21 protein-coding genes are annotated in these 26593 nt (G+C 63.6%); 12 read left to right on the forward strand and 9 right to left on the reverse strand.

Going from position 1 to position 26593, the window contains the following annotated elements:
• From VNK82_09580 to VNK82_09595, 4 genes are all read right to left on the reverse strand, one after another.
• Complete coding sequence (locus VNK82_09580) at window positions 1–204, reverse strand: hypothetical protein (GenBank protein ID HXE91199.1); 204 nt, start codon at window positions 202–204, stop codon at window positions 1–3.
• A 5-nt stretch (window positions 205–209) separates the two neighbouring features.
• Window positions 210–611: a prepilin-type N-terminal cleavage/methylation domain-containing protein gene (locus tag VNK82_09585; protein HXE91200.1), complete on the reverse strand. Its 402-nt coding sequence runs from the start codon at window positions 609–611 to the stop codon at window positions 210–212.
• Between the two features lie 130 nt (window positions 612–741).
• Window positions 742–1212, reverse strand: coding sequence for a type II secretion system protein (locus VNK82_09590; GenBank protein HXE91201.1), 471 nt, complete (start codon window positions 1210–1212; stop codon window positions 742–744).
• 112 nt (window positions 1213–1324) lie between these two features.
• Window positions 1325–3577 (reverse strand): cohesin domain-containing protein, encoded by a 2253-nt coding sequence (locus VNK82_09595; protein HXE91202.1) that lies wholly within the window; start codon window positions 3575–3577, stop codon window positions 1325–1327.
• A 157-nt stretch (window positions 3578–3734) separates the two neighbouring features.
• On the opposite strand from VNK82_09595, the gene smpB reads away from it, so the two are divergent.
• The 3 genes from smpB to VNK82_09610 all read left to right on the forward strand — a co-directional run bounded on the left by smpB (window position 3735) and on the right by VNK82_09610 (window position 6781).
• On the forward strand, window positions 3735–4265 hold the full coding sequence (gene smpB, locus VNK82_09600; protein HXE91203.1) for an SsrA-binding protein SmpB: 531 nt from the start codon (window positions 3735–3737) through the stop codon (window positions 4263–4265).
• 199 nt (window positions 4266–4464) lie between these two features.
• Window positions 4465–5958 (forward strand): leucyl aminopeptidase, encoded by a 1494-nt coding sequence (locus tag VNK82_09605; protein ID HXE91204.1) that lies wholly within the window; start codon window positions 4465–4467, stop codon window positions 5956–5958.
• Window positions 5959–6334: 376 nt separating this feature from the next.
• A complete protein-coding gene (locus tag VNK82_09610; protein HXE91205.1) occupies window positions 6335–6781 on the forward strand; it encodes a group I intron-associated PD-(D/E)XK endonuclease in 447 nt (148 codons plus the stop codon).
• Between the two features lie 6 nt (window positions 6782–6787).
• Here the strand turns inward: VNK82_09610 and VNK82_09615 are convergent, their stop codons facing one another.
• Both VNK82_09615 and argS read right to left on the reverse strand, forming a co-directional pair.
• A complete protein-coding gene (locus VNK82_09615) occupies window positions 6788–7324 on the reverse strand; it encodes a hypothetical protein (protein ID HXE91206.1) in 537 nt (178 codons plus the stop codon).
• Between the two features lie 135 nt (window positions 7325–7459).
• Window positions 7460–9409 carry an arginine--tRNA ligase gene (argS, locus tag VNK82_09620; GenBank protein ID HXE91207.1) on the reverse strand — a complete coding sequence of 650 codons (1950 nt, stop codon included), beginning with the start codon at window positions 9407–9409 and terminating at the stop codon, window positions 7460–7462.
• Window positions 9410–9626: 217 nt separating this feature from the next.
• Here argS and larC point away from each other — a divergent pair, with 217 nt between their 5' ends.
• The 6 genes from larC (at window position 9627) to VNK82_09650 (ending at window position 16471) form a co-directional block, all read left to right on the forward strand.
• Window positions 9627–10967 carry a nickel pincer cofactor biosynthesis protein LarC gene (larC, locus tag VNK82_09625; protein ID HXE91208.1) on the forward strand — a complete coding sequence of 447 codons (1341 nt, stop codon included), beginning with the start codon at window positions 9627–9629 and terminating at the stop codon, window positions 10965–10967.
• Window positions 10968–10986: 19 nt separating this feature from the next.
• A complete protein-coding gene (metG, locus tag VNK82_09630; protein HXE91209.1) occupies window positions 10987–12996 on the forward strand; it encodes a methionine--tRNA ligase in 2010 nt (669 codons plus the stop codon).
• A 131-nt stretch (window positions 12997–13127) separates the two neighbouring features.
• Window positions 13128–13937, forward strand: coding sequence for a TatD family hydrolase (locus VNK82_09635; protein HXE91210.1), 810 nt, complete (start codon window positions 13128–13130; stop codon window positions 13935–13937).
• 251 nt (window positions 13938–14188) lie between these two features.
• Window positions 14189–14686 (forward strand): YajQ family cyclic di-GMP-binding protein, encoded by a 498-nt coding sequence (locus VNK82_09640; GenBank protein ID HXE91211.1) that lies wholly within the window; start codon window positions 14189–14191, stop codon window positions 14684–14686.
• A 1-nt stretch (window position 14687) separates the two neighbouring features.
• Entirely contained in the window at window positions 14688–15677 is a 990-nt protein-coding gene (locus tag VNK82_09645) for a polyprenyl synthetase family protein (protein HXE91212.1), read from the forward strand.
• 227 nt (window positions 15678–15904) lie between these two features.
• Window positions 15905–16471, forward strand: a complete 567-nt coding sequence (locus tag VNK82_09650) for a class IV adenylate cyclase (protein HXE91213.1) — start codon at window positions 15905–15907, stop codon at window positions 16469–16471.
• 65 nt (window positions 16472–16536) lie between these two features.
• Here the strand turns inward: VNK82_09650 and VNK82_09655 are convergent, their stop codons facing one another.
• Window positions 16537–16983 (reverse strand): hypothetical protein, encoded by a 447-nt coding sequence (locus VNK82_09655; protein HXE91214.1) that lies wholly within the window; start codon window positions 16981–16983, stop codon window positions 16537–16539.
• 153 nt (window positions 16984–17136) lie between these two features.
• On the opposite strand from VNK82_09655, the gene VNK82_09660 reads away from it, so the two are divergent.
• A complete protein-coding gene (locus VNK82_09660) occupies window positions 17137–18684 on the forward strand; it encodes a glycosyltransferase family 39 protein (protein ID HXE91215.1) in 1548 nt (515 codons plus the stop codon).
• On the opposite strand, the gene VNK82_09665 is transcribed toward VNK82_09660, so the two are convergent.
• The gene (locus tag VNK82_09665; protein ID HXE91216.1) at window positions 18681–19001 is read right to left on the reverse strand and encodes a multidrug efflux SMR transporter; all 321 of its coding nucleotides are present in this window, start codon (window positions 18999–19001) and stop codon (window positions 18681–18683) included. The two genes, VNK82_09660 and VNK82_09665, sit on opposite strands and share 4 nt — an antisense overlap.
• 199 nt (window positions 19002–19200) lie before the next feature.
• Window positions 19201–22200, reverse strand: a complete 3000-nt coding sequence (gene secA / locus VNK82_09670) for a preprotein translocase subunit SecA (protein HXE91217.1) — start codon at window positions 22198–22200, stop codon at window positions 19201–19203.
• Between the two features lie 199 nt (window positions 22201–22399).
• Here secA and VNK82_09675 point away from each other — a divergent pair, with 199 nt between their 5' ends.
• Together VNK82_09675 and VNK82_09680 are read left to right on the forward strand one after the other, a co-directional pair.
• On the forward strand, window positions 22400–22960 hold the full coding sequence (locus VNK82_09675; GenBank protein HXE91218.1) for a superoxide dismutase family protein: 561 nt from the start codon (window positions 22400–22402) through the stop codon (window positions 22958–22960).
• Between the two features lie 733 nt (window positions 22961–23693).
• Window positions 23694–26522 carry an AMP-binding protein gene (locus tag VNK82_09680; GenBank protein HXE91219.1) on the forward strand — a complete coding sequence of 943 codons (2829 nt, stop codon included), beginning with the start codon at window positions 23694–23696 and terminating at the stop codon, window positions 26520–26522.
• Window positions 26523–26593 lie beyond the last annotated feature (71 nt).

Raw genomic sequence — 26593 nt, forward strand, 5'->3', positions numbered from 1 at the left:
TCAATTCACCCTTGTCGTCCGGCGCTTGGCGCCTTTCCGCCTGCATCGCCGGCATTTCTCGTTCAGGTTCTCCTCGGCGAAACAGTGGTAGCACGACTCCTGGCCCGGCGGCACGTAGAAGTTGGCGCACCTCGGGCACGGCACGTTGCCCTTGGCCTTGGTCTCATGGTCCATCGCGAACTGGAACTGGCACATCTCGCACATCGTGCTCACCACTCGCTGTACGGGGTGCCTTCCGAACTCACCAGTTCACTCCCGCTGTGCACGTCCACGATTCCCGGCTCTGTCTGGTCCACGCTCAACAGCGTGTCCTCCTGCACTTCCACCCAGGTCTCGCGTGAGCGCGTGATGGGGTCCATGGGGATCTCGCGCAGGTATCCCGCGGATACCAGATCCTGCAGCGACTGCGGCGCGCGCTGCTTGTCCAGCGTGTACTGTTGGATCAGTTCCCGCATAGTCTGCAGGTCCTGCTTCAACACCGCCTCCCGTGAGCGCAGCACCGTCTGCTGGTAGATGGGGACAGCGATGGAGATCAGGATCAGGATGATGCTGATCACCACCATCAGCTCCACCAGGGTGAACCCGCGTTGTCCGATAGCACCCCGTTTCACCAACCCGTCCTCATCTTTCGGAGGGCACGGCTCGGCAGGTCGGGCTTTCAAGCCCGACTCGCGCAGCGACCATGCCGTAACCGTCTCTAAGCGACAGGGGCTTTAGCCCCTGAGGGAAAAGAAACGTGTCTTACCACTCCTGGTACTTGGTCCCGTCCAGGGCCTCGCCCTCTGACTTGGTGTAGACGTCGAAGACGTTCTCTCCGCCCCACGAGCGCGAGTCAGGATCGTCCTGCATCGAGCGCAGGCCCCAGTCTGTCCCGCCGGTCATGGGATCCACCGGGATGCGCCGCAGGAAGCGCACTTTCTTGCCCTGCACGTCCACTCCGTCCACCAGGGTTTGGAGATCGGGAGGATACCCCTCGGTGCCCACTTTGATCTGGAAGGCGCCGCGGTCGGCCGCTTCCTTGTAGCGGTCGATGGCGTCACGCATCTCCCACAACGCCCGGCGCAGTTCCTTCTCCTGCTGGCGTTTGATTTGCACGCGCGCCAGCGGCAGCGCCGCGCCCGTCAGCACCAGCAGGATGGTGATGGCGATGATCAGCTCCACCAGCGTCAGCCCGCGCATCCCCGCCAGCGTCGCTTTAGCCCGCTGCTTCATACAGATATTCTCTCACTGTCGAATGGTGCCGTCATGGCGCGAGAACGGGTTGAAACTCGCCGGGATACGTAGTGACTCAATGATTCAATTACCAAATTACCCAATCACCAAATCACTGAATCGTTATCGTCGCCGTCGTCGCCGTCACCGGGATGGCCTGCATGGCCGCGTCGCGCGCTCCCGGCCGCGTGATGCTCACCGTGGACTGGCCCGCAGTCTTGGCCAGGAAGGTCAGGGTGAACACGGCGCCGTCGCCGGAAACCCCTCCCACGCCCGGAGGCCGGCTGGCCGAGATCTGCAGCGACCCAAGCGGATCGTCGCGGTGCACCAGCGCCACCGCCTGCCCGTCCTGCGAAAGGTATCCGCCGTTGGAGACGTTCAGCAACTGCAAGGCATTGGCGTCATAGGAGATCTGGAGAGGGACCGCGTACACGCCCTGCCCGCCGCTCAGCACGACATTGAGCGCGAAGGTGGCGCCCGCAGCCGCCGTCACCGACGCCGGCTCGAAACCCAGGCGCGCGCCGCCGTCCGTCGCCGGCGCGGGAGTCGCCTGCGGCGGCGTCGCCGGGGTCGGTGCCGCCGGTTGTGTTGCCGCTCCTGCCGTTGGAGTCATGGCATTGGGAGGCGCCGAGGAAGCTCGCCGCAGGTCGATGCCGGTTCCCGTGCCGACCGCCACCGGCCGCACGTTCAGTTCACTGATCTGCGGCACGCGCACGATGCGCGGCGTCAGCGCGAACACCAGTTCGTTCTCCCGGTGCTCAACGTTTTCCGAGGAGAACAGGTACCGCAGAATGGGGATCTGCGCCAGCCCGGGCCATCCGCTCACTGATTTCGTATCCAGCTCTTCCAGGATGCCGCCCAGCAGGTTCACTTCGCCTTCGCGCAGCCGGATCTCATGCTCGACCTTGCGCTGCCCGATCACCGGCTGGTCGATCCCGCCGATGTTCACCCGCGAAGTCACCGCCGAAATGTCCAGCATCACCTTCAACGTCACTTCCCGGCTGCCGTGCACTTTGGGGGTGATGTCGATGTTCACGCCCACGTCGATGTACTGGAACTGCGTGTTGACCAGCGGGTTGATGCCCACGCCGCCGATCCCCGGCTGGAACGACCCCGTCGCCACCGGCACGCGGTCGCCGATCTTCAGCGACGCCTTCTGCCCGTCCAACGCCCGGATAATCGGGTTCTGGATGAGCTTCGTCGATGAATCGGTGAACAGGAAGTTCGCCGTCGCCGCCGGGATGGTCACCAGGAAGTCGTTGGCGTCCAGATTCGCAAGTTGGTTCAGCGTCACCGTGCCCGGTGTGTTGGTGGTGCTGGTTGTTCCTCCCTGCGTCGTGGTCGTGGTCGTTCCCTGCAGTTGCATGCTGGCGCTCTGCGGCGGCTGGATGCCCAGGTTGCGCAGCTTGTCGCGCGCCACCTGCATCACCGCCACTTCCACGATCACCTCCGGCTTGGCCCGGTCGATGTCGTTGATCAGCTTCTCCGCCAGCGCCACCTGGTCGGGCGTCCCGCGCACCACGATCGCTCCTTGCGTCGGCAGCGGTGTGATCCGGCTCAGCTCCAGCACGGTCCGCATGGTGTTCACTATTTCCTGATACTCGTTGGGCTGCGCCAGGTTCGAAACGTAAAACGTGCGGATGATGTTCGGCTCCAGCTCCTTCCGCTTGGCCGTGGTGTCGGCGGCCACAAAGATGGTGTTCGGCGTCACCGGGCTCCAGAACGTCTTCGACTGCAGCGCCAGGATCTCCAGCGCCTCCTCCAGCGTCACCCCGTTCAGTTCGATCGCGATGCGCCGCGAAACATAGTCGGGGTCGAACTGTACGTTGATCCCCGCCAGCTTTGCGATCGTCTGATAGATGACCTTGGTGTCTTCGGTCAGCCGCAAGTTGACGGGGATATTGGCGATCGGCGCCAGTTCCACCGGCCCGGCCGCCTGCTGCACCTTGCGCCGCAGCACGTCGTCGCCGACCGGCGCTGCGGCCGCCCCGGCCGGCTTCTGCATCAGCGCCCGGGTCTGTTCAATCTCCTGCCGTGCCACGGCGCTCGAGGGATCGATGGAGAGCGCCCGCAAGAACTCTGCCATGGCCTCTTCCAGCCGTCCCTGGTCGCGCAGTTCCTGGCCGCGCTTCACCACCACGGCCGACGCCCGGAAGCGCGAGCGCTGCAGCGCCGCTTTGTATTTCAGCTCCCGCGGTTTCAGGTCGAACGCCTGTTTGTAGAGTTCGTACGCGGCTACGTAGTCTTCGCGGGCTTCGGCGTCCCGGCCCTGGTTGAAGAGCTTCTTGGCCTGGTCGGCGGCGGCGGGCACGGCCATCAGCAGCAGCACAACGAGCAGCGCCGGCAGGCGTAGGCGACGGATCATCAGTCTCCTTGCGCGGCGCGGACCTTCGCCGCGCGGGAACTCGGATTATAGCACCGCCTTTCAGCGCCTCCCGCGTGCGTGCCCACCCTTGTCGCTCCCGCTGTGAAAGGGCAGGAGGAAGGCTCCGCCTCTCACCGCTTCTGCTACATTCGTCCTGATGCCTCGCCAGCCCACCCATCGCTTGAAACCGGAGAAACCCAGGGCTGCGAAACGCGACCCTGTGGCCACCGGCGAGCGCGACGCCACCGTCAACCGCGCCGCCGCCCATCATTACTTCCTGCTGGAGAAGCTGGAGGCGGGCCTCGCCCTTGTGGGCACCGAGGTCAAGGCCATCCGCGCCGGCCGCGCCAACCTGAAGGACGCTTATGCCATCGTCAAGGACGGCGAGCTCTGGCTGCTCAACGCCCACATCGGCGCCTACGAGCACGGCAACATCTTCAATCACGACCCCCTGCGTACCCGCAAGCTGCTCGTCCACAAGGAGGAGTTGCGCAAGCTCACGGGCAAGGTCACGCAGCGCGGCTTGACGCTTATTCCCACCCGGCTCTATTTTCGCAACGGGCGCGTGAAGTGCGAGCTGGCCGTGGCTCGCGGCAAACAGCTCTGGGACAAGCGCGAGACCGAACGCCGCCGCACCGCCGACCGCGAAGCCCGCGAAGCCATCGCCCGTGCCCGCAAGGGCTCTTGATTCACCACCGGGACACGGAAGCATGGAGTACGATTTGGTGACTTTGTGACCTGGTGATCTCGCGACCTGCTGGTCGCGCTCGTCCCAGTCCCGCACGGACGTGATTCATTAGGCCAGCGCGGAAGTGCTGGGCGCGCAGCCATTACAGCAGCCATTACAATGGATGAGCCCCGTAGGGGCGGCACTCACATCCAACGACATGAACACCACACTCTCTTTCTCCAACGCCGCCGCTGTCGAGACCGAATGCCTGGTCGCCGTCGTCCTCGACCAGGGCGAAAAAGACAAGCCCGCGCCTGCCGTTCAGGCCGAGTCCACGGTGCAATCCGCTGCCGCTGACGTCATCGCGAGCGGCGAATGCACCGGCAAGGCCCTCGAGATGGTGCTCGTCCACCGGCCCCAAGGCCTCAAGGCCAAACGCCTGCTTCTCATCGGAGGCGGCAAGGCCAAGGACTTCTCGCTTGCCGATCTTCGCAAGGCGGCGGGTGCTGCCGTGCGCTTCGCCAAGCCCCGCACCATCCGCCGGCTTGCGTTTTCTCCGCCGGACGCGACCGCGGCTGCCGTGCGCGCCCTGGCCGAAGGCGCTTTTATTGGCGACTTTGATCCCGATACTTACAAGAGCGACCGCAAGGACCAGCGCGTCGAGGAGTTCACCGTGGTCGCGCCCGCCGCCTCCGGTCGCGACACGCTCGAAGCCGCGCTCGCCCAGGGACGCATCATCGGCGAATCGCAGAACTTCACCCGCGAACTGGTGAACGAGCCCGGCAATCGCATGACCCCGACCATGCTCGCTGCCCGCGCCCGCAAGATGGCCGAGGAGGTAGCCTCCCCGCACCTCACCTGCGAAACCTTCAGCACCGACAAGATCAAGGAGCTGAACATGGGCGCCTTCTGGAGCGTCGCCCAGGGGTCGGAGGAGCCCCCCGCCCTCATCGTGCTGCGCTACACGCCGCCCAACGCCCCGGAAAAACCCGTGCTCGGCCTGGTGGGCAAGGGCATTACGTTCGACTCCGGGGGCATCTCCATCAAGCCTTCCGACGGCATGGAAAAGATGAAATACGACATGGCCGGAGGCGCGGCCATGCTGGGAGCCATGCGCGCCATCGCGCAGCTCAAGCTCAACGTGCGCGTCATCGCCATCGTCTGCGCAACGGAGAACATGCCTTCGGGAAAAGCGCAGAAGCCCGGCGACGTGCAGATCGCCATGTCCGGCAAGTCCATCGAGATCATCAACACCGACGCCGAAGGCCGCCTGGTGCTCGCTGACGGCCTTACCTACGCCCGCCGCCTGGGCTGCACCCACCTGGTCGATGCGGCCACGCTCACCGGCGCCTGCGTGGTCGCGCTGGGCTACATCAACGCCGGCATCTTCGCCAGCGACGATGACATCTACGCCCGCTTCCGCCAGGCCAGCGAGCGCGCCGGTGAAAAGATGTGGCGCCTGCCGCTCGACGACGAGTACCGCGACTCCATCAAGAGCAGCATCGCCGACATCATGAACAGCGGCGGACGCTGGGGCGGCGCTGTCACCGCTGCCATGTTCCTCAAGGAATTCGCTGAGGACACTCCCTGGGTGCACCTCGATATCGCCGGCGTCGCCTGGCTCGAAGAGCAGAAACCCTGGATCGCCAAGGGACCCTCGGGCGTCGCCGTACGCAGCCTGGTGGAGTTCGTGAAAAGCTTCGAGGGCTGACCGTCGCCGCAGGCATCCGGCTCGTGACCGTTTCGCCCGGCGCGTCAATTACCGCATTCCTCGCGTTGCAAACCCTGGCCGCCATGGACCAGCTTGAGAAAGAGCGCCTGCTGCGGTGATAACCCATTCAAAACACGTACCTTGTGGAGCACTGACCACTGCCCACTGGCCACTGCTTTCCTGTCAAGCGCCACAAACTGTCATTTTCCTCCCAACCCGCTGATTCCAAACCGAATATAGTTTAGAGAGAATTGTCCCAATGGTCCCTATGACTTTGATATTCTATACTTAAGAGTGAAAGCAAGAAACGAAAGGCCCTCCGCCCGGATGGCCTTTTTCTTTCCCGGCTTCAAATCCTCTTTTCGGGAAGACCGCAATGAAACCCCGTACCCGCCCTCCCAAGATGGTCGGGGAGTGGGTGGAGCTGGAGTTCATGGCCCGCGCCGCACGCCATGGCCTCACCATCTCCAAGCCCTACGGCGACTCCGCCCCCTTCGACTTCGTCGTCGGCCGTCGCACTCCCCTGCACCGTGTCCAGGTGCGCGGCACCTCCATCTACACCAACGCCCGCTCCTACATCTGTCGCGTCACCCGCGGCAATCCACCCGTCCGCTACCGCCGCTTCGACTTCGACTTCCTGGCCGTCTTCGCAATCCCCCAGGAGCAGTGGTACATCATTCCCATGGCGGCCATTCCCCGTACACGCAACGCCATTTCCCTTTATCCGCACATTCGCCACAGCCGCGGTCGCCTCGAAAAATACCGCGACGCCTGGCACCTGCTGGTCAGCATGGGGAACGCACGCCGTCGGCGGGCGCCGTGAGGAGACTTAACGGTTCAAGGTGTCGCCCAGAACGAACTTGCTTTCCGGGTCCATTTTCAGATTGTGCTTGTCGGAAACCACTTCGCTGACGATCTCGGGGTCCTCCACCCGGCGCAGGGAAACGCTCTTGTCTATGGAGGGGACATACATATGCGGACGAGCGGCGGACCAGCGACGGGTCCATTCGTTTCTCATCACTTGCAGGCCGTCGGCGATGAACGCCTTCAGTTCGAGCGAGCCGTCTTTCCAATCGGCACGCTCAACCACCACCGACAGCACGGACTCGCGCCTGTCGTCGGTCCATGGAACCGCCTTGATGACCCGTCCCGTCAAGCGGGCCTTTTTCGGAATCACGACGTTGTCCCCGACTCGGACGTCTTCTCTGCACTCCAGCAGCACCGTCGCGCCCAGCGGACCTCGGGCATCAACGCTGTTCTTCAGTACTACCGGGATACGAAGCCCGGCGGCGGAGCCGGTGTTCTGGCCGACGCTCAGCGCCGAAGATACCAGCGTGAACGCAAGCCATAAGACGAGCTTCTTCATGACTGTGGACGGCAACTGAACTGATTCTTCTGTCAGGCCCTGAGGCCGGCGCATTTCAGCCGGCGGGAGTATACGCTGCAACTCCGCCTCATGTCAGCGGCGGGCCCATCCCGGGACGCGGACCCGCCCGTGTCCTCACATCACGGGCGGCGCTTCGATGCCCATCAGGTCCAGCGTCCGAATCAGTTCCCGCCGGACAACCGCGGCCGTGGCCATCAGGAACTTCTGCCGCTCGTCATCCAGTTCATGCAGGATGTGGTGGCGGTGGTAGAAGTTGTTGAAGAGCTGCGCCAGCTGGAAAGCGTACTTGGCCACGTGCGCCGGTTCGGTGGTGGCGATGGCCAGATCGACCACGTGCGAGAGTTTCGACGCCGCCAGCCATAGCTCCCAGATCTCGTCCCCGGCAGGCTCTTTGAAGAAGCGTTCGAAGTCCACCGTCCCGGCCAGGGCTTCTTCGGGCGTCGTCTCGCCCTTGCGGAAGATGTTGGTGGCGCGCACCACGGCGTACTGCGCGTAAGGGCCGGTCTCGCCCTCGAAGCTCAGCGCGTCCTTGAAGTCGAACGCGATCACCGAAGTCTTGGTGAACTTCAGCATGAAGTAGCGCAGCGCGCCGATCGCGATTTGCGTGGCGATGCGCGTGCGCTCGCCGTCGCTGAGCGTGCCGTGGCGCGCATCGACTTCCTTTTGCGCCGCCCCGATGAGGGCGTCCATCAGGTCATCGGCTTTCACGCCGAAGCCGCGGCGTCCTGAAACCTCGATATAGGCTTTGCCGCGGTCGTCCTCGCTCAGCGCGTAGCCCAGGTAAGCGGCGCAGCGCGGCGTCAGCGCCACCATCTCATAGGAAAAATGCGTGTAGTGCGCGGCCTGCTCGGTGTAGCCCAGTCCGCGCAGCGCCTCGATGACGTTGTTCTGCGCGTCCGCCTGCCGTGAATCAATCACGTTGTAGATGCCCGCTACGCCGCCGAAGTGCGGGTGTTCCTTCTCGCCGTCCGCCGATGACATCCAGCACAAGTGCCCTGACGGATAGCGGTAGAACTTTCGATAGCCGAAATCACGCCCCAGCAGCCCGAACTTCCACAAGTGATAGGCGATGTCCTTGCCCACGTAAGTCACCGTGCCGTTCGACCTGACGATGACCTTTTGATTCTCCTCTGCGGTCTCTGCGCTCTCCGCGGTTGAGCTTTTCCTTTGCATCACCCAGCAGCCGGCGTTCTTGCCCTGGGTCTCCAGGCGCAGCACGCCCTTTTCCTTGAGCTGCTGAAATGCCAGGTCCCAGAACTTCAGGCGCAGGATCTCGGCCTCGCGCGGCAGGAAGTCGTACTCGATCCCCAGCCGTTCCATGGTCTTCAGATGCCGCCCGACGATGGCTGTGGAGAGCAGGTCGGCCATCTCCGCCAGCTCGTTGCCGCCCTGCTCGATAGCGTGCAGCGTCTCGTTGCGCGCCTCGAGGTGCTTCTTGTCCTGCTCGTACCATTCGGAGACCCGCGCATACAGGTCCCAGCAGAGGAAGTCGATTTTGGGGGTCCGCGCAATCAGCTCCGCCACCTCCGTCAGCGACTTCTTCTCCAGCCGCGTGAATCCCACGATGACGTCAGCCACCTGCACGCCCGTGTTGTCGATGTAATTTTGCGTGGTGACTTCGTGGCCGGAGGCGCGCAGCAGCCGCACGAACGTGTCTCCCAGGATGGCGTTGCGCAGGTGCCCGATGTGCGCCGCCTTGTTGGGATTCACGCTGGTGTGCTCGACCAGGATTTTTTCTTTCACCCCCGTGGCAGCAGCCTCGCCCGCCTGCAGCGCCCGGGCCAGTTCTGCCCGTTCCACGCGCGCGTTGATGTAGCCGGCGCCCGCCACCTCCAGTTTCTCGAAGCCCGGCACCGCCCCCACGCCCGAGACGATCTCTTCGGCGATCTTGCGCGGCGGACGCTTCAGCCGCTTGGCCAGCTCGAAGGAAAGCGGCAGCGCGTACTCGCCCAATTCGATGCGCGGCGGCTGCTCCACCACCATTCCATCGAGTGACAGACTGTACTCAGTGCGCAGGAACTCGCGGATGCGGTCGGTCAGAGCGAGTTGGAAGCGGCGATACACGGCGTTGCGGGCTACGCATGAATATAGCAAACGGGAACCCTTCACCACGGAGACGCGGAGGCACGGAGAATAGCGTGATTGGGCCACTGAACTGTCGCGCCATCTGAGTAGAGACCGATGGTCTCCGTGTCCCTGTGGTGAACCCAACTGAGGCGGTTTGACCCTGCCTCCCCGCTCCCCTATCATCGAATTTCGGCGCGAGGGTGCCGCCTGATTCATGCGCATCGCCTACCTGGACTGCTTTTCCGGCATCAGCGGAGACATGTTCCTGGGAGCGCTGGTGGATGCCGGCGTGCCCCCGGAGCTGCTGCAGAAGACCGTCGCCGGGCTCGGCCTGGACGCGAAGCTTGAGATTTCGCGGGTCACCCGTTCGGGAATCAGCGCCATCAAAGTAGATGTGATCGTCCATGGCGAAAAAGACCGCCCGCGCGAGAGTCCTTCGCACCACCACGAGCATGATCGTGGCCACGAACACGGGCACGAGCACGTTCACCCACGTACGCGCCCAACCGCGGGGCGCGAGCGTGGGGCACCCTCGAAGCAGGAACACGCCCACTCACATGAGCATGCGCACCGCGGGCTGAGGGAGATTCGGCAGATCATTGCGAACGCGCCTGTCTCGGAGCACGCAAAGAGGACGGCGCTGGCCATGTTCCAGGCACTGGGCGAGGCGGAGGCCAAGATCCATAACACCGCGGTCGAGAACATCCACTTCCACGAAGTGGGTGCGGCGGACGCCATCGTGGATATCGTGTGTGCCGCCGTGGGCGCAGAACATCTGGCCGCCGATATCTGGGTGTGCTCGCCGCTGAACATTGGCGGAGGCACGGTGGAGTGCCAGCACGGACGCTTCCCGGTTCCTGCTCCGGCCACGGTCGAACTGCTGCGCAGTGCGCCGGTGTACTCCTCAGGAATCGACGCTGAGTTGGTGACGCCCACGGGCGCGGCCATCGTCAAGACGCTGGCTTCCCGCTTTGCCGCGTTTCCGGCAATGACCATCGCGACCACGGGCTACGGCGCCGGCACGCGCGATTTCGCCGGCCACGCCAACGTCGTCCGCCTGACCTTGGGCGACGCGCTGGAAGAGGCTGCGGCGTTGCCGCGCGATTCGGTCACCGTGCTCGAAGCCAACCTCGACGACCTGAGCCCGCAAGTTTTCGGCTACGTGATGGAGCGCGCGCTGGCGGAAGGTGCGCTTGAAGTCTTCGGCACACCGGTGCAGATGAAGAAGAACCGCCCGGGGATGCTCTTGACGGTGCTGGCCCGCCCTGCCGACGCCGAGCGGCTGGCCAAACTCATCTTCGCGGAAACAACAACTCTCGGGGTGCGCATGCGCAGCGAAGAGCGCCGCGTGCTGGCGCGCCGCGAAGTCCGAGTCCCGACGCCCTGGGGCGAGGTCCGCATGAAAGTCGCGAGCCTGAACGGCGCCGTCAGCCATTACGCTCCGGAGTACGAGGACTGCCGCCGCATCGCCGAGGAGCGCAGTCTCCCGCTCAAGCAGGTGATGCAGGCGGCGCTGCGCGCGTACCTGGATAAGGAGTCGGGCGAGGCTTCGTAAAGAAAGGCCAAACGCAAGCATGGACCGCAAGTTCTACATCACCACTCCAATCTATTACGTAAATGCCCGGCCGCACGTGGGGCACGCGTACACGACCATCGTGTGCGACGCCATCGCGCGCTACCAGCGCATGCTGGGGGTGGATGCGTTCCTGCTTACCGGGACCGACGAGCATGGCGTGCACGTGGAGCGGGCGGCGGTAGCCGCCGGGCGCGATCCGAAGGAGTGGACGGATGAGATCTCGGCGGCGTTCCGTGCGCTGTGGGACCGCATGGGAATCGCCTACAACGACTTCATCCGCACCACCGACGAGCGACACAAGCGGGGCGCGCAGGAACTGTGGCGGCGGCTGCGCGACCGGGGATACATCTACAAGGGAAGCTACAGCGGGCAGTACTGCGTGTTCGACGAACTCTACGTGGACGCAGCAAAGCCCGGCGATCCCTGCCCGGACTGCGGCCGCCCCACGGAAACGGTCCACGAAGAGAACTACTTTTTCAAGCTCTCGGCCATGGAGGAGCCGCTGCTGCGGCTGTACTCAGAACGGCCGGAGCTGATACGGCCGGAGACGCGGCGCAATGAAGTGGTGAGTTTTGTACGCGGCGGGCTGCGTGACCTCTCCGTCAGTCGAAGCACCTTCCGGTGGGGCGTTCCCGTTCCCGACGATCCGGGCCACGTGATGTACGTGTGGCTGGACGCTCTGTCGAACTACATCACGGCCATAGGGTTCGGTTCGACGGAAAAGAAGGAGCAGCAGAAGTTCACGCGCTACTGGCCGGCAGACGTGCACATGATCGGCAAGGAGATCGTGCGTTTCCACTGCGTCTACTGGCCGGCGTTCCTGCTGGCAGCGGAGCTGCCGGTGCCGAAGACCATCCTGGCGCACGGGTGGCTGCTGTTCGAAGAGAGCAAGATGTCGAAGTCACGCGGGAATATCGTCCGGGCGGAGACGGTGATGGAAACCCTGGGCACGGACGCGCTGCGCTATTTCCTGCTGCGCGAAGTGGTGTTCGGACAGGACGGAGCGTTCAGCTTCGATGCGCTAGTGGGGCGCTACAACGCCGACCTAGCCAACGATTTGGGGAACCTCTCGAGCCGGACGCTGTCGATGATCGGACGCTACTTCAAGGGGCAGGTGCCGTATCCCTCGGCCACGCAGACGCGCACGGCAGCCGACGAACAAGTCGCGAAGACCGCCGGCGAAGTGATCCGCAACTATCGGGAACTGTTCGAGGACTACCAGTTCTCGCGGGCGCTGGAAGCGGCGTGGACGCTGGTGGCGTCGGTGAACAAGTACCTGGTGGAGAACGAGCCGTGGACGCTGGGGGAAAAGACGGACGAAGACAGCCGCGCGCGGCTGGCGACGGTGCTGTACACGGCGGCGGAAGCGCTGCGGGTGGTGACCGCGCTCGTGCATCCCGTGATGCCGGAATCGACGGCGCGGATATGGTCGCAACTGGGGCTGGGCGCGGTAGCCAAAGCCCGGTTGGACAAGCTGGAATGGGGCCAGCTTGAGCACGGCACCAAGCTGGGCAAGGTGGAACCGGTGTTCCCGCGCGCCGAAAAATCCGTGATCGAGAGGATGCAACAGATGGAGAGCCAGCCGAAGACGGCAGGAGCGCAGAAGGAGGAAGCGGCGCCGGCGTCGCCCACGCCGGTTGCGGTTCCGGCGCAGGCGACCGCGGCAGCAGGGGGCGATTCACGCATCAGCATCGAAGATTTTGCCAAGGTAGAGCTGCGCGTGGGCGAGATCAAGGTGGCCGAGAAGGTGAAGGGCGCGGACAAGCTGCTGCGACTGGAAGTCGATATCGGCACGGAAGTGCGGCAGGTGGTGGCGGGCATCGCCGAAGCCTACAAGCCGGAGACGCTGGTGGGACGCAAGGTGGTCATCGTCGTGAACCTGCAGCCGCGCAAGCTGCGCGGCCTGGAGTCGAACGGCATGATTGTGGCGGCATCCGTGGGCGAGAAGGGCACGCCGGTTCTGTGCGGGTTCCTGGAAGACGTGCCGGTGGGAGCCAAGCTGAAATAGCCCCAGAGACACCAAGGCGCAGAGAGCATGGTGACATGGTCATCGAGTCATGTGGTGAGTGCGTGCCTGGCCGCTTCGTGGCCCTGAAGCTTCTGCCAGACGATTTTCGATGACTGAGGCAGGGCTGAACTTTGTTCGTTGACTCCCACGCACATCTGGAGATGCCGCAGTTCGACGCCGACCGTGAGGCCGTGTTTGCGCGGGCGCGCGAGGCGGGTGTGGAAGCGCTGGTGGCTATCGGTTCGGGGACCGGGCCGGGGTCGCTGGACTGCGGCATCAGGTTCGCCGAGCAGTACGACTGGGTGTACGCGACGGTGGGCATCCATCCGCATGAGGCGAAGCTGGCGGAAGAGAGCGACTTTGCCGAACTGGAGAAGCTGGCGCGGCACAAGCGGGTGATCGCGTGGGGCGAAATCGGACTCGATTTCTACTACGACCATTCCCCACATGAAACGCAGCGCGCCGTGTTCGTGCGCCAGATGGAAATGGCACGGGCGGTGAAGCTGCCCATAGTGATCCATTGCCGTCCGTCGGATGGAAGTGAGAGTGCCTGGGAGGAGTGCCTGGAGCTGATCCGTGAACACTGGGCTCCGGCGGGACTGGGAGGGATCCTGCATTGTTTCACGGGCTCGACGGAGCACATGCGTCGGGCGCTGGACATGGGATTTCTCATCTCCTTTGCGGGCAATGTCACGTTCGCGAAGGCGGAAGGAATCCGGCAGGCGGCGCGGGAAGTCCCCATTGACCGCATGCTGATCGAGACGGACGCGCCGTTCCTGGCGCCCGTGCCGCACCGTGGGAAGAGGAACGAGCCGGCGTTCGTGAAAGAAGTGGCGCGGCGGATCGGGGAGCTGCGCGGGATGGCGCCGGAGGAGGTGGGAGTGCGGACGGGAGAGAATTTCTACTGGTTCTTTGGGCGGACGAAAGCCATCCCGGGTTAGCGCCGAGCGGCGCGAACGTGGGACACGGATTTTTCTTTGCTTCTCAAGCGGAGGTGGCAGCGCACCCAAGGGCTTGCTCATCCTGCCCTTTGTTCCCAGCACGTCCGTGCTGAGCTGACGAATCCGGCCCTCGCGGGTTGGGACATGACAATCCGGAATCGTCCGTATTCTCCGAATCTTCCAAAACCATCCGTCGAGGGCAGCGACAAGATGCACAACCGCACCGGAACAGGTAAAGTAGAACCTTAGGTATGGCGGATAATTCCTTCGACATCGTGAGCCGGGTGGACCTGCAGGAGGTTTCGAACGCCGTGCAGCAGGCGCTGAAGGAAGTGCATACGCGATTCGACTTGAAGAATTCGAAGTCGGACATCCAGATCGAGGGCAAAGAGGCGCTGGTGCTGAGCTCGGAGGACGAATTCAAGCTGAAGGCGGTGAACGACGTCCTGCAGCAGAAGCTGGCGAAGCGGCACGTGCCGCTGAAGGCGCTGAGCTACGGCAAGGTCGAGCCGGCGGCGGGAAGCACGGTGCGGCAGCGTATCACGCTGCAGCAGGGCATTCCGGTGGAGAAGGCGCGGGAGATCGTGAAGGTCATCAAGGACTCGAAAAAGAAGGTGCAGGCGTCCATCCAGGGAGACACGGTGCGGGTGAGCGGGCGCGACCGCGACACGCTGCAGGAGATCATCGCCCTGCTGCGGGGCAGCGACTTCGGCATCGATATGCAGTTCACCAACTACCGCACCAATTGATGTGAGCACGCCGGCCACAACCCGGGGCAAGGAAGTGTTCGAGCTGCTACGCGAGGACCTGGCGGCGATCGAGCGCGAGTTCGGGCGGGAGACGGTGTCGCGCACGGCGGCCATCACGGAGATCGGCGCGCACCTGCGCGCGGGCGGAGGCAAGCGCATCCGGCCGTCCCTGCTGCTGCTGGCGGCGAAGCTCTACGGCAAGAACGGCGCGACGGTAGTCCGCCTGGGCGCGGTGGTCGAGATCATCCACACCGCCACGCTGGTGCACGACGATATCATCGACGAAGCGGAAACGCGCCGGGGCCAGCCTTCCGCCAACCGCACCTGGGGCAACTCGCGCTGCGTGCTGGCCGGCGACTGGCTGTACATGCAGGCCTTCAAGATCGCGGTGGCGGAGCGAAACTTCCGCGTGCTGGACGTGCTGATCGACCTGACCCAGCAGATGGTGGAAGGCGAGCTGATGCAGGCGGAGGCGCTGGGGCGAGCCATCTCACTCCACGAACACCTGGATTTGATCCATCGCAAGACGGCGTGCCTGTTCGCTACCTGCATGCGACTGGGGGCGATCGTGGGCGGGGCGCCGGCGCACGAGGAAGAAGCGCTGGCGGAGTATGGGCGCAACCTGGGGCTGGCCTTCCAGGTGGTGGATGATCACCTGGACCTGACAGCGTCGGAAGAAGTGCTCGGCAAGCCGGTGGGCAGCGACCTGCGCGAAGGCAAAGTGACCATGGCGGTGATTCATGCGCTCGAGCAGTGCACGCCCGAGGAACGGCGCAAGATCGAAACGGTGCTTCAGGAGCGGGCGTTCGCCAGCGTCAGCCTGAGCGAAGTGCAGGAGATACTGAACCGCTACGGGTCGCTGGATTGGGCCATGGCGGAAGCGCATCGGTATGCGGAGGCCGCGCGAGGTTACCTCGGCGAGTTTCCGGATTCGGAGATCAGACGGGCGCTGGAGTGGGCGACTGAGTTTGTAGTGGAGAGAGAGAAATAAGCTGGCTGTTGGCTTTTAGCAGTTGGCTGAGGGCTCTTGAGGCTGGGAACAATCCAGCGGCGCTTTGCCTTCCAAGCTCGGTGTGCAGATTTTGCGGCAGCACCTCACCTGGTTCAAAGTAACGTTCGCGGGCGCTCTGTTGGTCAATGATGTATTCCAGGCTTTGAGCTTGCCTGCTTGTCCGAGCGTCGTGCTTCAATCAACCCGGCGATATACTCCTTCCTCGCATGGAATCAGGTAAAGAAGTCGAGATCAAGCTTCGGATCACCGACCGAAAGGCGCTGGTGCGGAAGCTGCGGGCGGCGGGGTTCCGGTTGCGCACTCGGCGGACGCACGAGATGAACACGCTCTACGACCTGCCGGACCTTGCTCTGCGCAGGCGCGGCGAACTGCTGCGGCTACGGCGCTACGGGCGGAAGTGGACGCTGACGCACAAGGCGGCGGCGAAGGTTGGGCGGCACAAGACGCGGGTGGAGCTGGAAACTGCTGTCGAGGATGGCGGCAAGCTGGGTGCTGTGCTGCGGGCGCTGGGCTTTGTGCCCACCTTCCGCTATGAGAAGTTTCGCAGCGAGTGGACCGACGGGCGAGGTCACGTGGTGGTGGACGAGACGCCCATCGGGGATCTGGCGGAAATCGAGGGCCCGCCCAAGTGGATCGACGGGGTAGCAAAGAAACTCGGCGTGACACCGAAAGACTACATCACGGATTCGTACGCCGGGCTGTTTTTCAAGTGGAAGGCGCAGACGGGCAGCAGAGCGGAGGAGATGACGTTCCGGGCGGTGAAAAAGAAGTGAATCAGTGAATCAATGAAAAGACTCCCCAACGTCGTCCCGCATAGAACCCGGGTTGGTTTGCGGCCTCAGGCGGCCTTGGCGCTGCGGGCGCGTTCGTAGCCGACGGCGGCGTAATAGAGGGCGCGGTCGAAGAACTGGTCGAGGGCCTGTACCAGTTCCAGTTCCCCGTAGAGCTCCATCGGATTGTCGACGAACACCTCCGAGCGCAGAAAGTCGTGCAGGTGCTGCTTGGTGGACAGGAACGCCCAAAGGAACTGGCTGAAGGCCACGCCCTGAGCGGCGCGGCGGGCGCCGAGCTCGAGGTAGCGCCGCTCGATCTCGACTTCACTCTTACCCATCAGCCAGTCGCTTAGGTTGCGATAGATCTCGTAGGTGCGCTCTTCCAGCTCGTCGACGGGAACACAGCGGCGCAGGTCGCTGGCCCGCTCGGACGACTGCAGCTTGTTGAGCAAGCCCTGGGAGAGTTCGGAGGAGCGGGATTCGATCAGTTGGACCAGCCGGGCGGTGACCATGGTGCGCCTCCTTGAGTCTGAGGCAATTCTAGCGCGATTGTGGCCGGTTTTGGCTGTGCGCGCGGTGACGCGAAAAACTGACAAAAGGTCTTCTCCTCCGTCTATGCTGCATTGAGCCCATCTCGATTTCGGTAAACCACGGAGAGCAAAGCCATGAAAAGTTCGTCTCGTCCAGTTCCAGGAGTGGCGGGCGGCCGCGAACTGATTGTGATCGGGGCGTTCGCTGCCGTGAAACTGGTTCTCCATCTGGCAACTGCAGCCCACTACGGATATTTCCGCGACGAGTTGTACTTCATCGCTCAAAGCGAACATCTGGACTGGGGTTATGTGGACGTGGCACCCATGACCGCGTGGCTGGCCAGGCTGATGCGCATGCTGTTGGGTGACTCGCTGTTCGCGATCCACGTGCTGCCGGCCCTGGCGGGGGCCGCGACGATAGTTCTAACGGGCCTGCTGGCCCGCGAGTTGGGCGGACGTCGCTTTGCGGTGGGGCTGGCCTGCCTGGTGGTGCTGCTGGCCCCGGTGTTCCTGGTCGACGACAGCCTGCTCGGTCCTGGGGCGCTGGAGCGACTGCTTTGGGTAGCCTGCACCTACTGCGTGGTGCTGGCGATCCGGCGGCAAGAGCCGAGGTACTGGCTCCTGTTCGGAATGCTGGCTGGATTGGGACTGGAAACCAAGCATTCTTTCCTCTTCTTCGGCTTCGGACTTTTCACGGGCCTGCTGCTAACGAATGAACGGAACAGGTTCCGTGAGCGGCATATCTGGATCGCCGGCGCAATCGCTTTACTCCTGTTCCTGCCGAATCTCGTGTGGCAAATACATCACGACTTTCCCACAATCGAGGGACTACGCAACGTACAGCGGCAACAGAAGAACGTGGTGTTTTCGCCTTCAGGATATGTGTTCCAGCAGATCCTGATGCTTTTGCCTACGAGCGTGCTCGTGTGGATGGCAGGCCTGTGGTTCTACTTCTTCCATGAGCACGGACAGCGTTACCGCCTGCTGGGCTGGACCTATCTGGCGGTGCTGCTGATGATGATCGGCCTGAAAGGCAAACCCTACTACATGGCACCGCTGTACCCCATGCTTCTGGCCGGTGGCGCCGTGTGGATCGATGAGATCGCGAACCGACACCGATGGAGGTGGCTGCGGCCAGTGAGCGTGGCACTGATCCTCCTGCCGGGGGTCGCGTCGGCGCCGGGGTTCCTGCCGGTGCTGCCCCCGGAGCAGGCCGTAACGTACATGGAGAGAATGCGGTTGCGCCCATCCAAGACCGAGGTGGGCCACATGGGCGCGCTGCCTCAGTACTTCGGGGACCGCTTCGGATGGCCGGAAATGGTGGAGGCCGTAGCGCAGGCGTACAACGCGCTCCCTCCGGAGGAGCGAGCGCAGACAGGAATCCTCGCCAACAACTACGGTGAGGCCGGAGCAATCGACCTGCTGGGGAGGAAATACGGACTTCCGAAGGCGACTTCACCACACCAAAACTATTTCTACTGGGGACCGGGGGAACAGAAGCGGAACTACATCGTCCTGCAGGACGAGGAAGAGCACCTGCGTGAGGTGTGCGATGCGGTGGAAGTAGTGGCGGTGCTGGACCATCCCTACGCGATGCAGGAGGAGCGCCGACCGGTGCACCTGTGCCGCGGGCTGCGGCTCAACCTGAAGGAACGCTGGCCGCGCATGAAGCACTGGAATTAGCGGGCTCCGAACAGACGCAGGCCGGCGATGCCGATGACGATGAGCGCGATACTGGCGAGCCGCAGTCCGTGGCTGGATTCGGCGAACAGGACCATGCCCAGTACCGCCGTGCCCAGCGCGCCGATGCCGGTCCACACGGCGTAGGCCGTGCCGATGGGGAGCCTCTCGGCGGCCAGTCCAAGCAGCCAGAAACTGGCAAAGCCGGCGGTGAAGACGATGCCGGTTGGCAGCGCGCGACTAAAGCCCTCCGAATACTTCAGGGCGATGGCCCAAATGATCTCGAAAACCCCGGCGAGGAGCAGGTAGAGCCAGGACATTTCTGTTTCACCTCGGTAGCGGACAGTCTAGCGCCCGCGGCGGGAATCAAACCCAAGATCCTTCGCTCGGGCTTCCCGCGCGGGAAGCAGTCGCGCCAGGGGGGCTCCTTCGCTTCGCTCAGGATCTCGGCGCGCGGCTGAGACGCCGCGCAAGCGCTCAACCTCGGCCAGGATGACAGCATCAAGGAAGTAGGTGCTTCTATGCACCAGCGCCATGACACTTCTTGTATTTCTTGCCGGAGCCGCAGGGGCAGGGGTCGTTGCGGCCGACCTTGGCCGTGGAGCGAACCACCTGTTGGACGGGCTGGTAGTCGCCGGAGCCGGCCAGGCGGGCGGCTTCCAGTTCGCGGCGTTTGCGGCGCTGGAACTCCTGCTCGATCTCGTCGATGGAGGTGGCGCGCGGGCGTCGTCCGCCGTCCGCTGAACCGCGGGCAGACGGGATGCGAGCGCCGGGAGCTTCCGCGGCCTCCGGCTCCGGAACGTGGCGCTCTAGTTCCGGGCCGCCGCTGACCACCTGCATCAGGTAGAGGTAGCGGACGGTCTCGTCCTGGAAGCGCTGCATCATCTCCTCAAACATCTGGAAGGACTCGCGCTTGTACTCCACCAGAGGATCCTTCTGGCCGTAGCCGCGCAGGCCGATGCCCTCCTTGAGGTGGTCCATGGAAAGGAGGTGGTCTTTCCACTGGCTGTCGAGGACGCTGAGCATGATGAGGCGCTCGTGGTAGCGCATGGCCTCCGAGCCGATGAGCTTTTCCTTGGCCTCGTAACGCTCGCGAAGCTTTTCGAAGATGGCGTCGCCGAGCTCGCTGCGGTTGAGCCTTTCGGGCTGGATGCCCTCGGCGAGGATATCCACGCCGAAGCGGGTGAAGAGCTGGTTCTTGAGCGCGGTCAGGTCCCAGTCGTCGGGGTGGACCTTCTCCGGGCAGTACTGGCCGAGAAGGTCGGAGAGGATGGCGGCGACGTAGCCGTCTTCGCCGATGATGAGGTCGCGCTGGTCGAGTCCCTCGAGCAACTGGCGGCGCAGGCCGTAGACGGCCTCGCGCTGCTTGTTCATGACGTCGTCGTACTCGAGCAAGTGCTTGCGGGCTTCGAAGTGCTGCGCCTCCACGGCTTTCTGCGCGGCCTCGATGCGGCGGGTGATGAGGCGGCTCTCGATGGGCACGCCTTCTTCCATGCCCAAACGCTTGAGCATGTTGGAAACCCATTCGCGGGCGAAGATGCGCATGAGGTCGTCTTCGAGCGAGAGGTAGAAGCGCGAAGAGCCGGGATCGCCCTGGCGCCCGGCGCGTCCGCGGAGCTGGTTGTCGATGCGGCGGGCCTCGTGGCGTTCGGTGCCGAGGATGTGGAGGCCGCCCAGAGTTACGACTTCATCATGCTCGGAGTCGGTCTGGCGCCTGTAGTGCTCAAAGACCTCGTTCCACTGCGCCAGGGGGACTTCATACTCGTTGCCCTGGTAATAGAACAGGGTCATGTCCTCGGATTCGGCGCGGGCCTGGATCTTGCCGGCCGCGGCGGCCAACGGACGAGCCACGCCGCGCTTCACCAGCTCCTGCTTGGCCATGAAGTCGGGATTGCCGCCCAGCAGGATGTCGGTGCCGCGGCCGGCCATGTTGGTGGCGATGGTGACAGAACCTTTGCGGCCGGCCTGGGCCACGATCTCGGCCTCGCGTTCGTGGTACTTGGCGTTGAGGACAACGTGGGTCACGCCGCGCTTCTTCAACAGCTCGGAGAGGCGCTCGGACTTCTCGATGGAGGTAGTGCCTACCAGCACCGGGCGTCCGGATTCGTTGAACTGCTCGATCTCCTGGGCGACGGCCTCGTATTTCTCTTTCTCCGTACGATAGACGACGTCGGGATGCTCCTCGCGGCGGAGCGGCTTGTTGGTTGGAATCACTATGACGTCGAGCTTGTAGATCTTGTCGAACTCGGCGGCTTCGGTCTCCGCCGTGCCGGTCATGCCCGCCAGCTTCTTGTACATGCGGAAATAATTCTGGAACGTGATGGTGGCCAGGGTCTGGTTCTCGCGCTCGATGGTGACGCCTTCCTTGGCTTCGATGGCCTGGTGGAGCCCGTCGGACCAACGACGGCCGGGCATCAGGCGGCCCGTGAATTCGTCCACGATGATGACTTCGCCATCCTTCACCACGTACTGCACGTCGCGCTTGTAGAGCGCATGCGCTTTCACGGCCGTCTCGACGTGGTGCTTGAGGGCCCAGTTTTCCGGGTCGGCGATGTTGCCTATGCCCAGGAGCTTCTCGACCTTTTCCCAGCCCTCGTCGGTGATGGTGATGGTGTGGTGTTTTTCATCCACTACGTAATCGCCGGTGAGAATCCTGTTCTCACCTTCCTTAATCTCTTCGCCGCGTTCCAGCTTGGGGATGATGCGGTTGACGCGATAGTACTTGTCGGTGGATTCCTCACTGGCGCCGGAGATGATGAGCGGTGTGCGGGCCTCGTCGATGAGGATGGAGTCCACCTCGTCGACGATGGCGTAGTTGTGGCCGCGCTGGACGCACTCCGAGAGGTCGAACTTCATGTTGTCGCGCAGGTAGTCGAAACCGTACTCGTTGTTGGTGCCGTAGGTAACGTCGGCGGCATAGGCTTCGCGGCGCTCGTTGTCGTCGAGGCCGTGCACGATGACCCCGACGGTCAGGCCGAGGAAGCGGTAGATCTGGCCCATCCATTCGGAGTCGCGCTTGGCCAGGTAATCGTTGACCGTGACCACGTGGACGCCGCGGCCGGGAAGCGCGTTGAGATAGACCGGGAGGGTCGCCACCAGCGTCTTGCCTTCACCGGTCTTCATCTCGGCGATCTTGCCCTGGTGCAGCACCATGCCGCCGATGAGCTGCACGTCAAAGTGGCGCATGTTGAGGGTGCGGCGGCCGGCCTCGCGGACTACGGCAAAAGCTTCCGGCAAGAGATCGTCGAGGGCTTCGCGCTCGCCGCGGCGCAGCTCGTTCTGGGCGCGTTCGACTTCGTCCGGGCCCAGTTCGCGGGCGCGCTCGAGATCGGCCTCGTAGGGTTCCAGGTGTTTGCGGATTCGCTCGCGGAATTGGTCGGTCTTGGCGCGCAGCTCGCCGTCGGTAAGGCGCTCGATCTCGGGCTCGAGCGCATTGATGCGCTCGACCAGAGGCTGGAGACGCTTGATCTCCCGCTCGTTACGGGTGCCGATGACCTTGGCCAGCAGGACGTTGAGCAATCGGAAGTTCCTTCAGCAGGCACAGGCGTGCCCAGAAGACAGCGTACCACATTGGATGCAGACGGCCGGGCAGGCGGTGCGGGGCCGGGTAGCTCCTAGCGACTAGCCTCTAGCTCCTAGCTCGGGCCATGGGCAATGATGCGGCGCGATAGAATAGATGCTTCGTGGAACCGCAATTCTCTATTCAGGGAGCGATACGATGAAGGCAGGGATTCGGGCATTTTGGGTCGTCACGATCGCGGTGGGGATGGTGTGGGCGGCATCCAAACCAGCGAAAAAGATCGTGGAACTCAAGAACGCCAAGGGTGAGAGCGTAGGCACGGCGACGCTCGTAATGAAGGACCACGCGGGCGTGGGCATCACGCTGCGGCTGAAGAACCTGCCGCCGGGCGAGCACGCCATCCACATCCATCAGAACGCCAAGTGTGAAGCCGACCCTGCGGCACCGCAGGACGCGTTCAAGTCCGCCGGGGGGCACTTCAATCCCAACGGCAAGAAGCACGGTTTGGAGAACCCTGAGGGACACCACAACGGCGACATGTACAACATCACGGTGGACAAGGACGGCCGGTGCTGCAGTAAGGACAATGTGAGGCACGGTCTGCTGAATGACCAGGTAACGCTGGAAGAAGGGCCGGCGAACTCGCTCTTCGCCAACGGCGGAACCGCGCTGGTGATCCACGAGAAGGCCGACGACATGAAGTCCGATCCGGCGGGCAACGCCGGTGCAAGAATCGCGTGCGGGGTGATTGTGAAGTAGCCGTTAGCTTCTAGCTCTAGCTTGTGACAGTTGTCCGATTGTCACTTGGCAGGTGGCGTTGGGTACTGGAGCTTGGGCAGCCTAATCTCGTGTTCGAACTGCTGCCCGACGAAGACTCGCCTCTGCGCTTCATCGTTCATTCGTTTTGCGCAACGGCCCTGCCGTTGTTTGTCGTGCTTGCACCTTGGCTCTTGATCGAGCTGCTCGCGCCCAGTGCTCCCACTTCCGCTTTGGCAAGAGGATGGCTCCATCTGGGTGACTGCTTATTCGAACCGCCGTTGTACCTCGGCCCCTTCCTCATAGGGCTGAGTCTTCGGCCGGCTCATCAATGGCTACCTCGGGGATGGCGAGGCAAAGTGGGTCTGGGTAATTCCCGGAACTCTTTGGGCGTTGCAAGGCGGTCCTTTCTACGAATGGCTGAGTTGGGACAGCGATGAGTGTTTTGGGCAAATTCTGTTCAGCATGCCGTTCTTCGCCTCGGCTGGATACTCCATTGGTGCCTACTACGGGAGGCGTGCAGGTGCACAACCTCAAACAGCGCCATAAGCCGACTATCCAGCGGCTGAAGCCGGCTTTCACGTGAGCCTCTCTGGCACGACTGAAGTCGTGCCTGATACGAACCTGTGAAGGCGAAGGACCGGGGGTCGATCTTGTGACAATCGCCCGATTGTCACTCCGCGGCTGGTCTTCACATCAGCGCAGGCGTAGCATCTAACCGTCTATGGGCCGAAGTGTGGCCAATTCGACCACGACTGTGCTCGCACTGGAGACGCCGGCAGCTTCGGCTCCGGTGGGTGCGGCGAACTTCTACCGGCGGTTCCTGGAAACCGTGGAGCGCTGGCCGGACCACGTGGCGGTAGAGATGCAGCGCTCCGATCCGGCAAAGCCGGTGGAACGGCACACGTATGCGGAGTTGCGTCGGGACGCCGAGTCCATCGGCCGCTGGCTGGCGGAGCAGGGCCTGGAGCGCGGTGCACGCTGCGCCATTCTGGCGTCCAACGGACCGCGCTGGGTAGCGGCCTACCTGGGCGCGGTCGCGGCCGGCATGGTGGCCGTGCCGCTGGACATCGCCCTCAAGCCGGAGCAGGTGGCGCGCCTGCTGGCCGATAGCGGCAGCACGGTGCTGTTCGTGGATGGGCGACACCTGGCGGCGGGCGAACGAGCGGCTTCGGGCCTGAAGTGCCGGATTGTTTTGCTGGAACTGGAAGCTGAAGGCAAGGGCCGCTTTCCCAACGTAGAAGAGATGTTCGCGGCTGGCCCGGGCGACTTCACGCCCGTTGACACCGCGCTGGACGAGACGGTCCTGCTGCTCTACACGTCGGGCACGACGGCGGATCCGAAAGGCGTCGTCCTCACCAATGACAACCTGCTGGCGGAAGTGGAGGCGGTCTTCAAGTTCATCCAAGTCACGCCGAAGGATTCCATCCTGGGCGTGCTGCCGCTGTTCCACGCGCTGGCGCAAATGGCCAACCTGCTGCTGCCGTTCGCCGCGGGCGCGCGCGTGGTCTACCTGGAGCAATTGAACACCAGCGAACTGATGCGCGCGCTGCGCGAGCGCGACGTCACGCTGTTCTGCTGCGTGCCGCAGTTCTTCTACCTGATCCACGAACGCATCCTGAAACAAGTGAAGGAGCGAGGCGCTCTGGCGCAAGCCGCCTTCCGGGTGCTGATGGGCGTCTCGCGATTGGGGCGTCGCGTGGGCATCAACCTGGGAAAAGTCTTCTTCAAGAAGGCGCACCAGGCGCTGGGGACACACATGCGTTTCCTCATCACCGGCGGCTCGCGGTTCGATGCGGCCATCGGACGCGACCTGGAAGCGATGGGCTTCGACATCCTGCAGGCCTACGGGCTGACGGAAACCTCCGGCGGAGCGTTTGCTACGCCCATCGGTCAGAACGTGATCGGGTCCGTGGGCAAGCCGCTCTACGGTGTGGAGGCGCGGCTGGCCGACACGCAAGCCAGCGAGGACGAGGAAGGGCCGGCGGCGGGCGAGATCCTGATCCGCAGCCGCATCGTGATGAAGGGCTACTACAAGCGTCCGGAGGCCACCGCGGAAGTGCTGCGCGACGGCTGGCTCTACACCGGCGACCTGGGCTACTTCGACGAGGACGGCAACCTGTTCATCACCGGGCGCAAGAAGGACGTGATCGTCCTCAGCTCAGGCAAAAACATTTATCCGGAAGAGATTGAGGCGCACTACCAGCAGTCGCCCTGGATCAAGGAAGTATGCGTGCTGGGCCTGGAAAGCCGGCCGGGCGAGCCCTTCGCCGAGCGGCTGCACGCGGTCATCGTGCCCGACTTCGAGTTGCTCAAGCAGAAGAAAATCGTCAACACGCGCGAAGTCATCCGCTTCGACCTGGACGGGCTCTCGGCACAACTGCCGCCGAGCAAGCGCATCCTGAGTTTCGAGCTGTGGCAAGAGGAACTGCCGCGCACGACCACGCGCAAACTGAAGCGCTACCAGATCCGCAAGAGCGTGCTGGAAGGAGCCGCAGCCGCCGAAGCCGAAGCGTCCCCGGTGCGCGAGCTTTCGAGCGAGGACGCGGCCTGGCTGGACGAGCCCGATGTGCAGCGCGCCCTGCGCGTGGTGCGCGAGGCGGCTCGTGAAAAGAAAGAATCCATCCATCCCAACGACAACCTGGAACTCGACCTGGGGCTTGACTCCATGGAGCGGGTGGAACTGCTGGTGGCGCTGGAGCAGGAGCTGGGCGCTTCGGTGGACGATTCGGTGGTTTCCGAGGTCTACACCGTGCGCGACCTGGTGGATGCGGTGCGCAAGGGCATGGGCGCCGAGGGCGCGAAGCGCGCCTCGTTTCCCGGCTGGGAGGCCGTGCTCGCCACCGACACCGACGACCCCGAGGTCACGGCCATCACGGAGCCGCGGCCCATCTCGACCGCGGCCATCTTCCTGCTGGGACGCGCCGTCAACTTGTTCTTGCGTGACGCCTTCCGGTTGAAGGTGATCGGCCTCGAGAAACTGCCGAAGCATGGTCCCTTCCTGCTCTCCCCAAACCACCAGAGCTACCTGGAAGCGCCCATCCTGCCGACGCTGTTGCCCTGGAGTCTGTGGAAAGACATGTTCTACGTGGGGACGAGCGAGATTTTCGGCGAAGGGATTTTTCGCAGGATCGCGCGCCTCATCAAGCTGATCCCGGTGGACCCGGATGCGAACCTGGTGCGGGCGATGCGGGCCGGGGCTTATGGGCTGCGGCGCGGCATGGTGCTCACCCTGTATCCCGAAGGCGAGCGCTCCATCGATGGTCGTCCGAAGACGTTCAAGAAGGGCGCCGCCATCCTCTCCTATCACCTGCAGGTGCCCATCTACCCGGTGGCGGTGGAGGGCTTCTACGAGGCCTGGCCGCGCGGCAAGCCGTTCCAGAAGTTCGCCGACTTGAAGATCATGTTCGGCGATCCCATCTATCCACCGAAGAAGGGCGGCAACCCGGAGCTGGTCTACGACCAGATTACGCGCGAGCTGCGCGCCCGCGTGGTTGCGATGTGGCTGAAGCTGCGCGGAGAAGAACCGGACCAAGCCGACCGGTTGGACCAAGCGGCAGACTGAAAACATCAACCACAAAGGACACGAAGGAATACAAAGGGATTTCAGCGACTTTCTTTGCTCCTTTCCTTTGT

It is taken from the genome of Terriglobales bacterium, assembly GCA_035573675.1.
Taxonomy (GTDB): domain Bacteria; phylum Acidobacteriota; class Terriglobia; order Terriglobales; family Acidobacteriaceae; genus DATMAB01.

Bases quoted from the DNA above. Each gene is read 5' to 3' on its own strand.
- VNK82_09580 (HXE91199.1), bottom strand. From the start codon at position 204: ATGTGCGAGATGTGCCAGTTCCAGTTCGCGATGGACCATGAGACCAAG.
- VNK82_09590 (HXE91201.1), bottom strand. From the start codon at position 1,212: ATGAAGCAGCGGGCTAAAGCGACGCTGGCGGGGATGCGCGGGCTGACG.
- VNK82_09595 (HXE91202.1), bottom strand. From the start codon at position 3,577: ATGATCCGTCGCCTACGCCTGCCGGCGCTGCTCGTTGTGCTGCTGCTG.
- smpB (HXE91203.1), top strand. From the start codon at position 3,735: ATGCCTCGCCAGCCCACCCATCGCTTGAAACCGGAGAAACCCAGGGCT.
- VNK82_09605 (HXE91204.1), top strand. From the start codon at position 4,465: ATGAACACCACACTCTCTTTCTCCAACGCCGCCGCTGTCGAGACCGAA.
- VNK82_09610 (HXE91205.1), top strand. From the start codon at position 6,335: ATGAAACCCCGTACCCGCCCTCCCAAGATGGTCGGGGAGTGGGTGGAG.
- VNK82_09615 (HXE91206.1), bottom strand. From the start codon at position 7,324: ATGAAGAAGCTCGTCTTATGGCTTGCGTTCACGCTGGTATCTTCGGCG.
- larC (HXE91208.1), top strand. From the start codon at position 9,627: ATGCGCATCGCCTACCTGGACTGCTTTTCCGGCATCAGCGGAGACATG.
- metG (HXE91209.1), top strand. From the start codon at position 10,987: ATGGACCGCAAGTTCTACATCACCACTCCAATCTATTACGTAAATGCC.
- VNK82_09640 (HXE91211.1), top strand. From the start codon at position 14,189: ATGGCGGATAATTCCTTCGACATCGTGAGCCGGGTGGACCTGCAGGAG.
- VNK82_09650 (HXE91213.1), top strand. From the start codon at position 15,905: ATGGAATCAGGTAAAGAAGTCGAGATCAAGCTTCGGATCACCGACCGA.
- VNK82_09655 (HXE91214.1), bottom strand. From the start codon at position 16,983: ATGGTCACCGCCCGGCTGGTCCAACTGATCGAATCCCGCTCCTCCGAA.
- VNK82_09660 (HXE91215.1), top strand. From the start codon at position 17,137: ATGAAAAGTTCGTCTCGTCCAGTTCCAGGAGTGGCGGGCGGCCGCGAA.
- VNK82_09665 (HXE91216.1), bottom strand. From the start codon at position 19,001: ATGTCCTGGCTCTACCTGCTCCTCGCCGGGGTTTTCGAGATCATTTGG.
- VNK82_09675 (HXE91218.1), top strand. From the start codon at position 22,400: ATGAAGGCAGGGATTCGGGCATTTTGGGTCGTCACGATCGCGGTGGGG.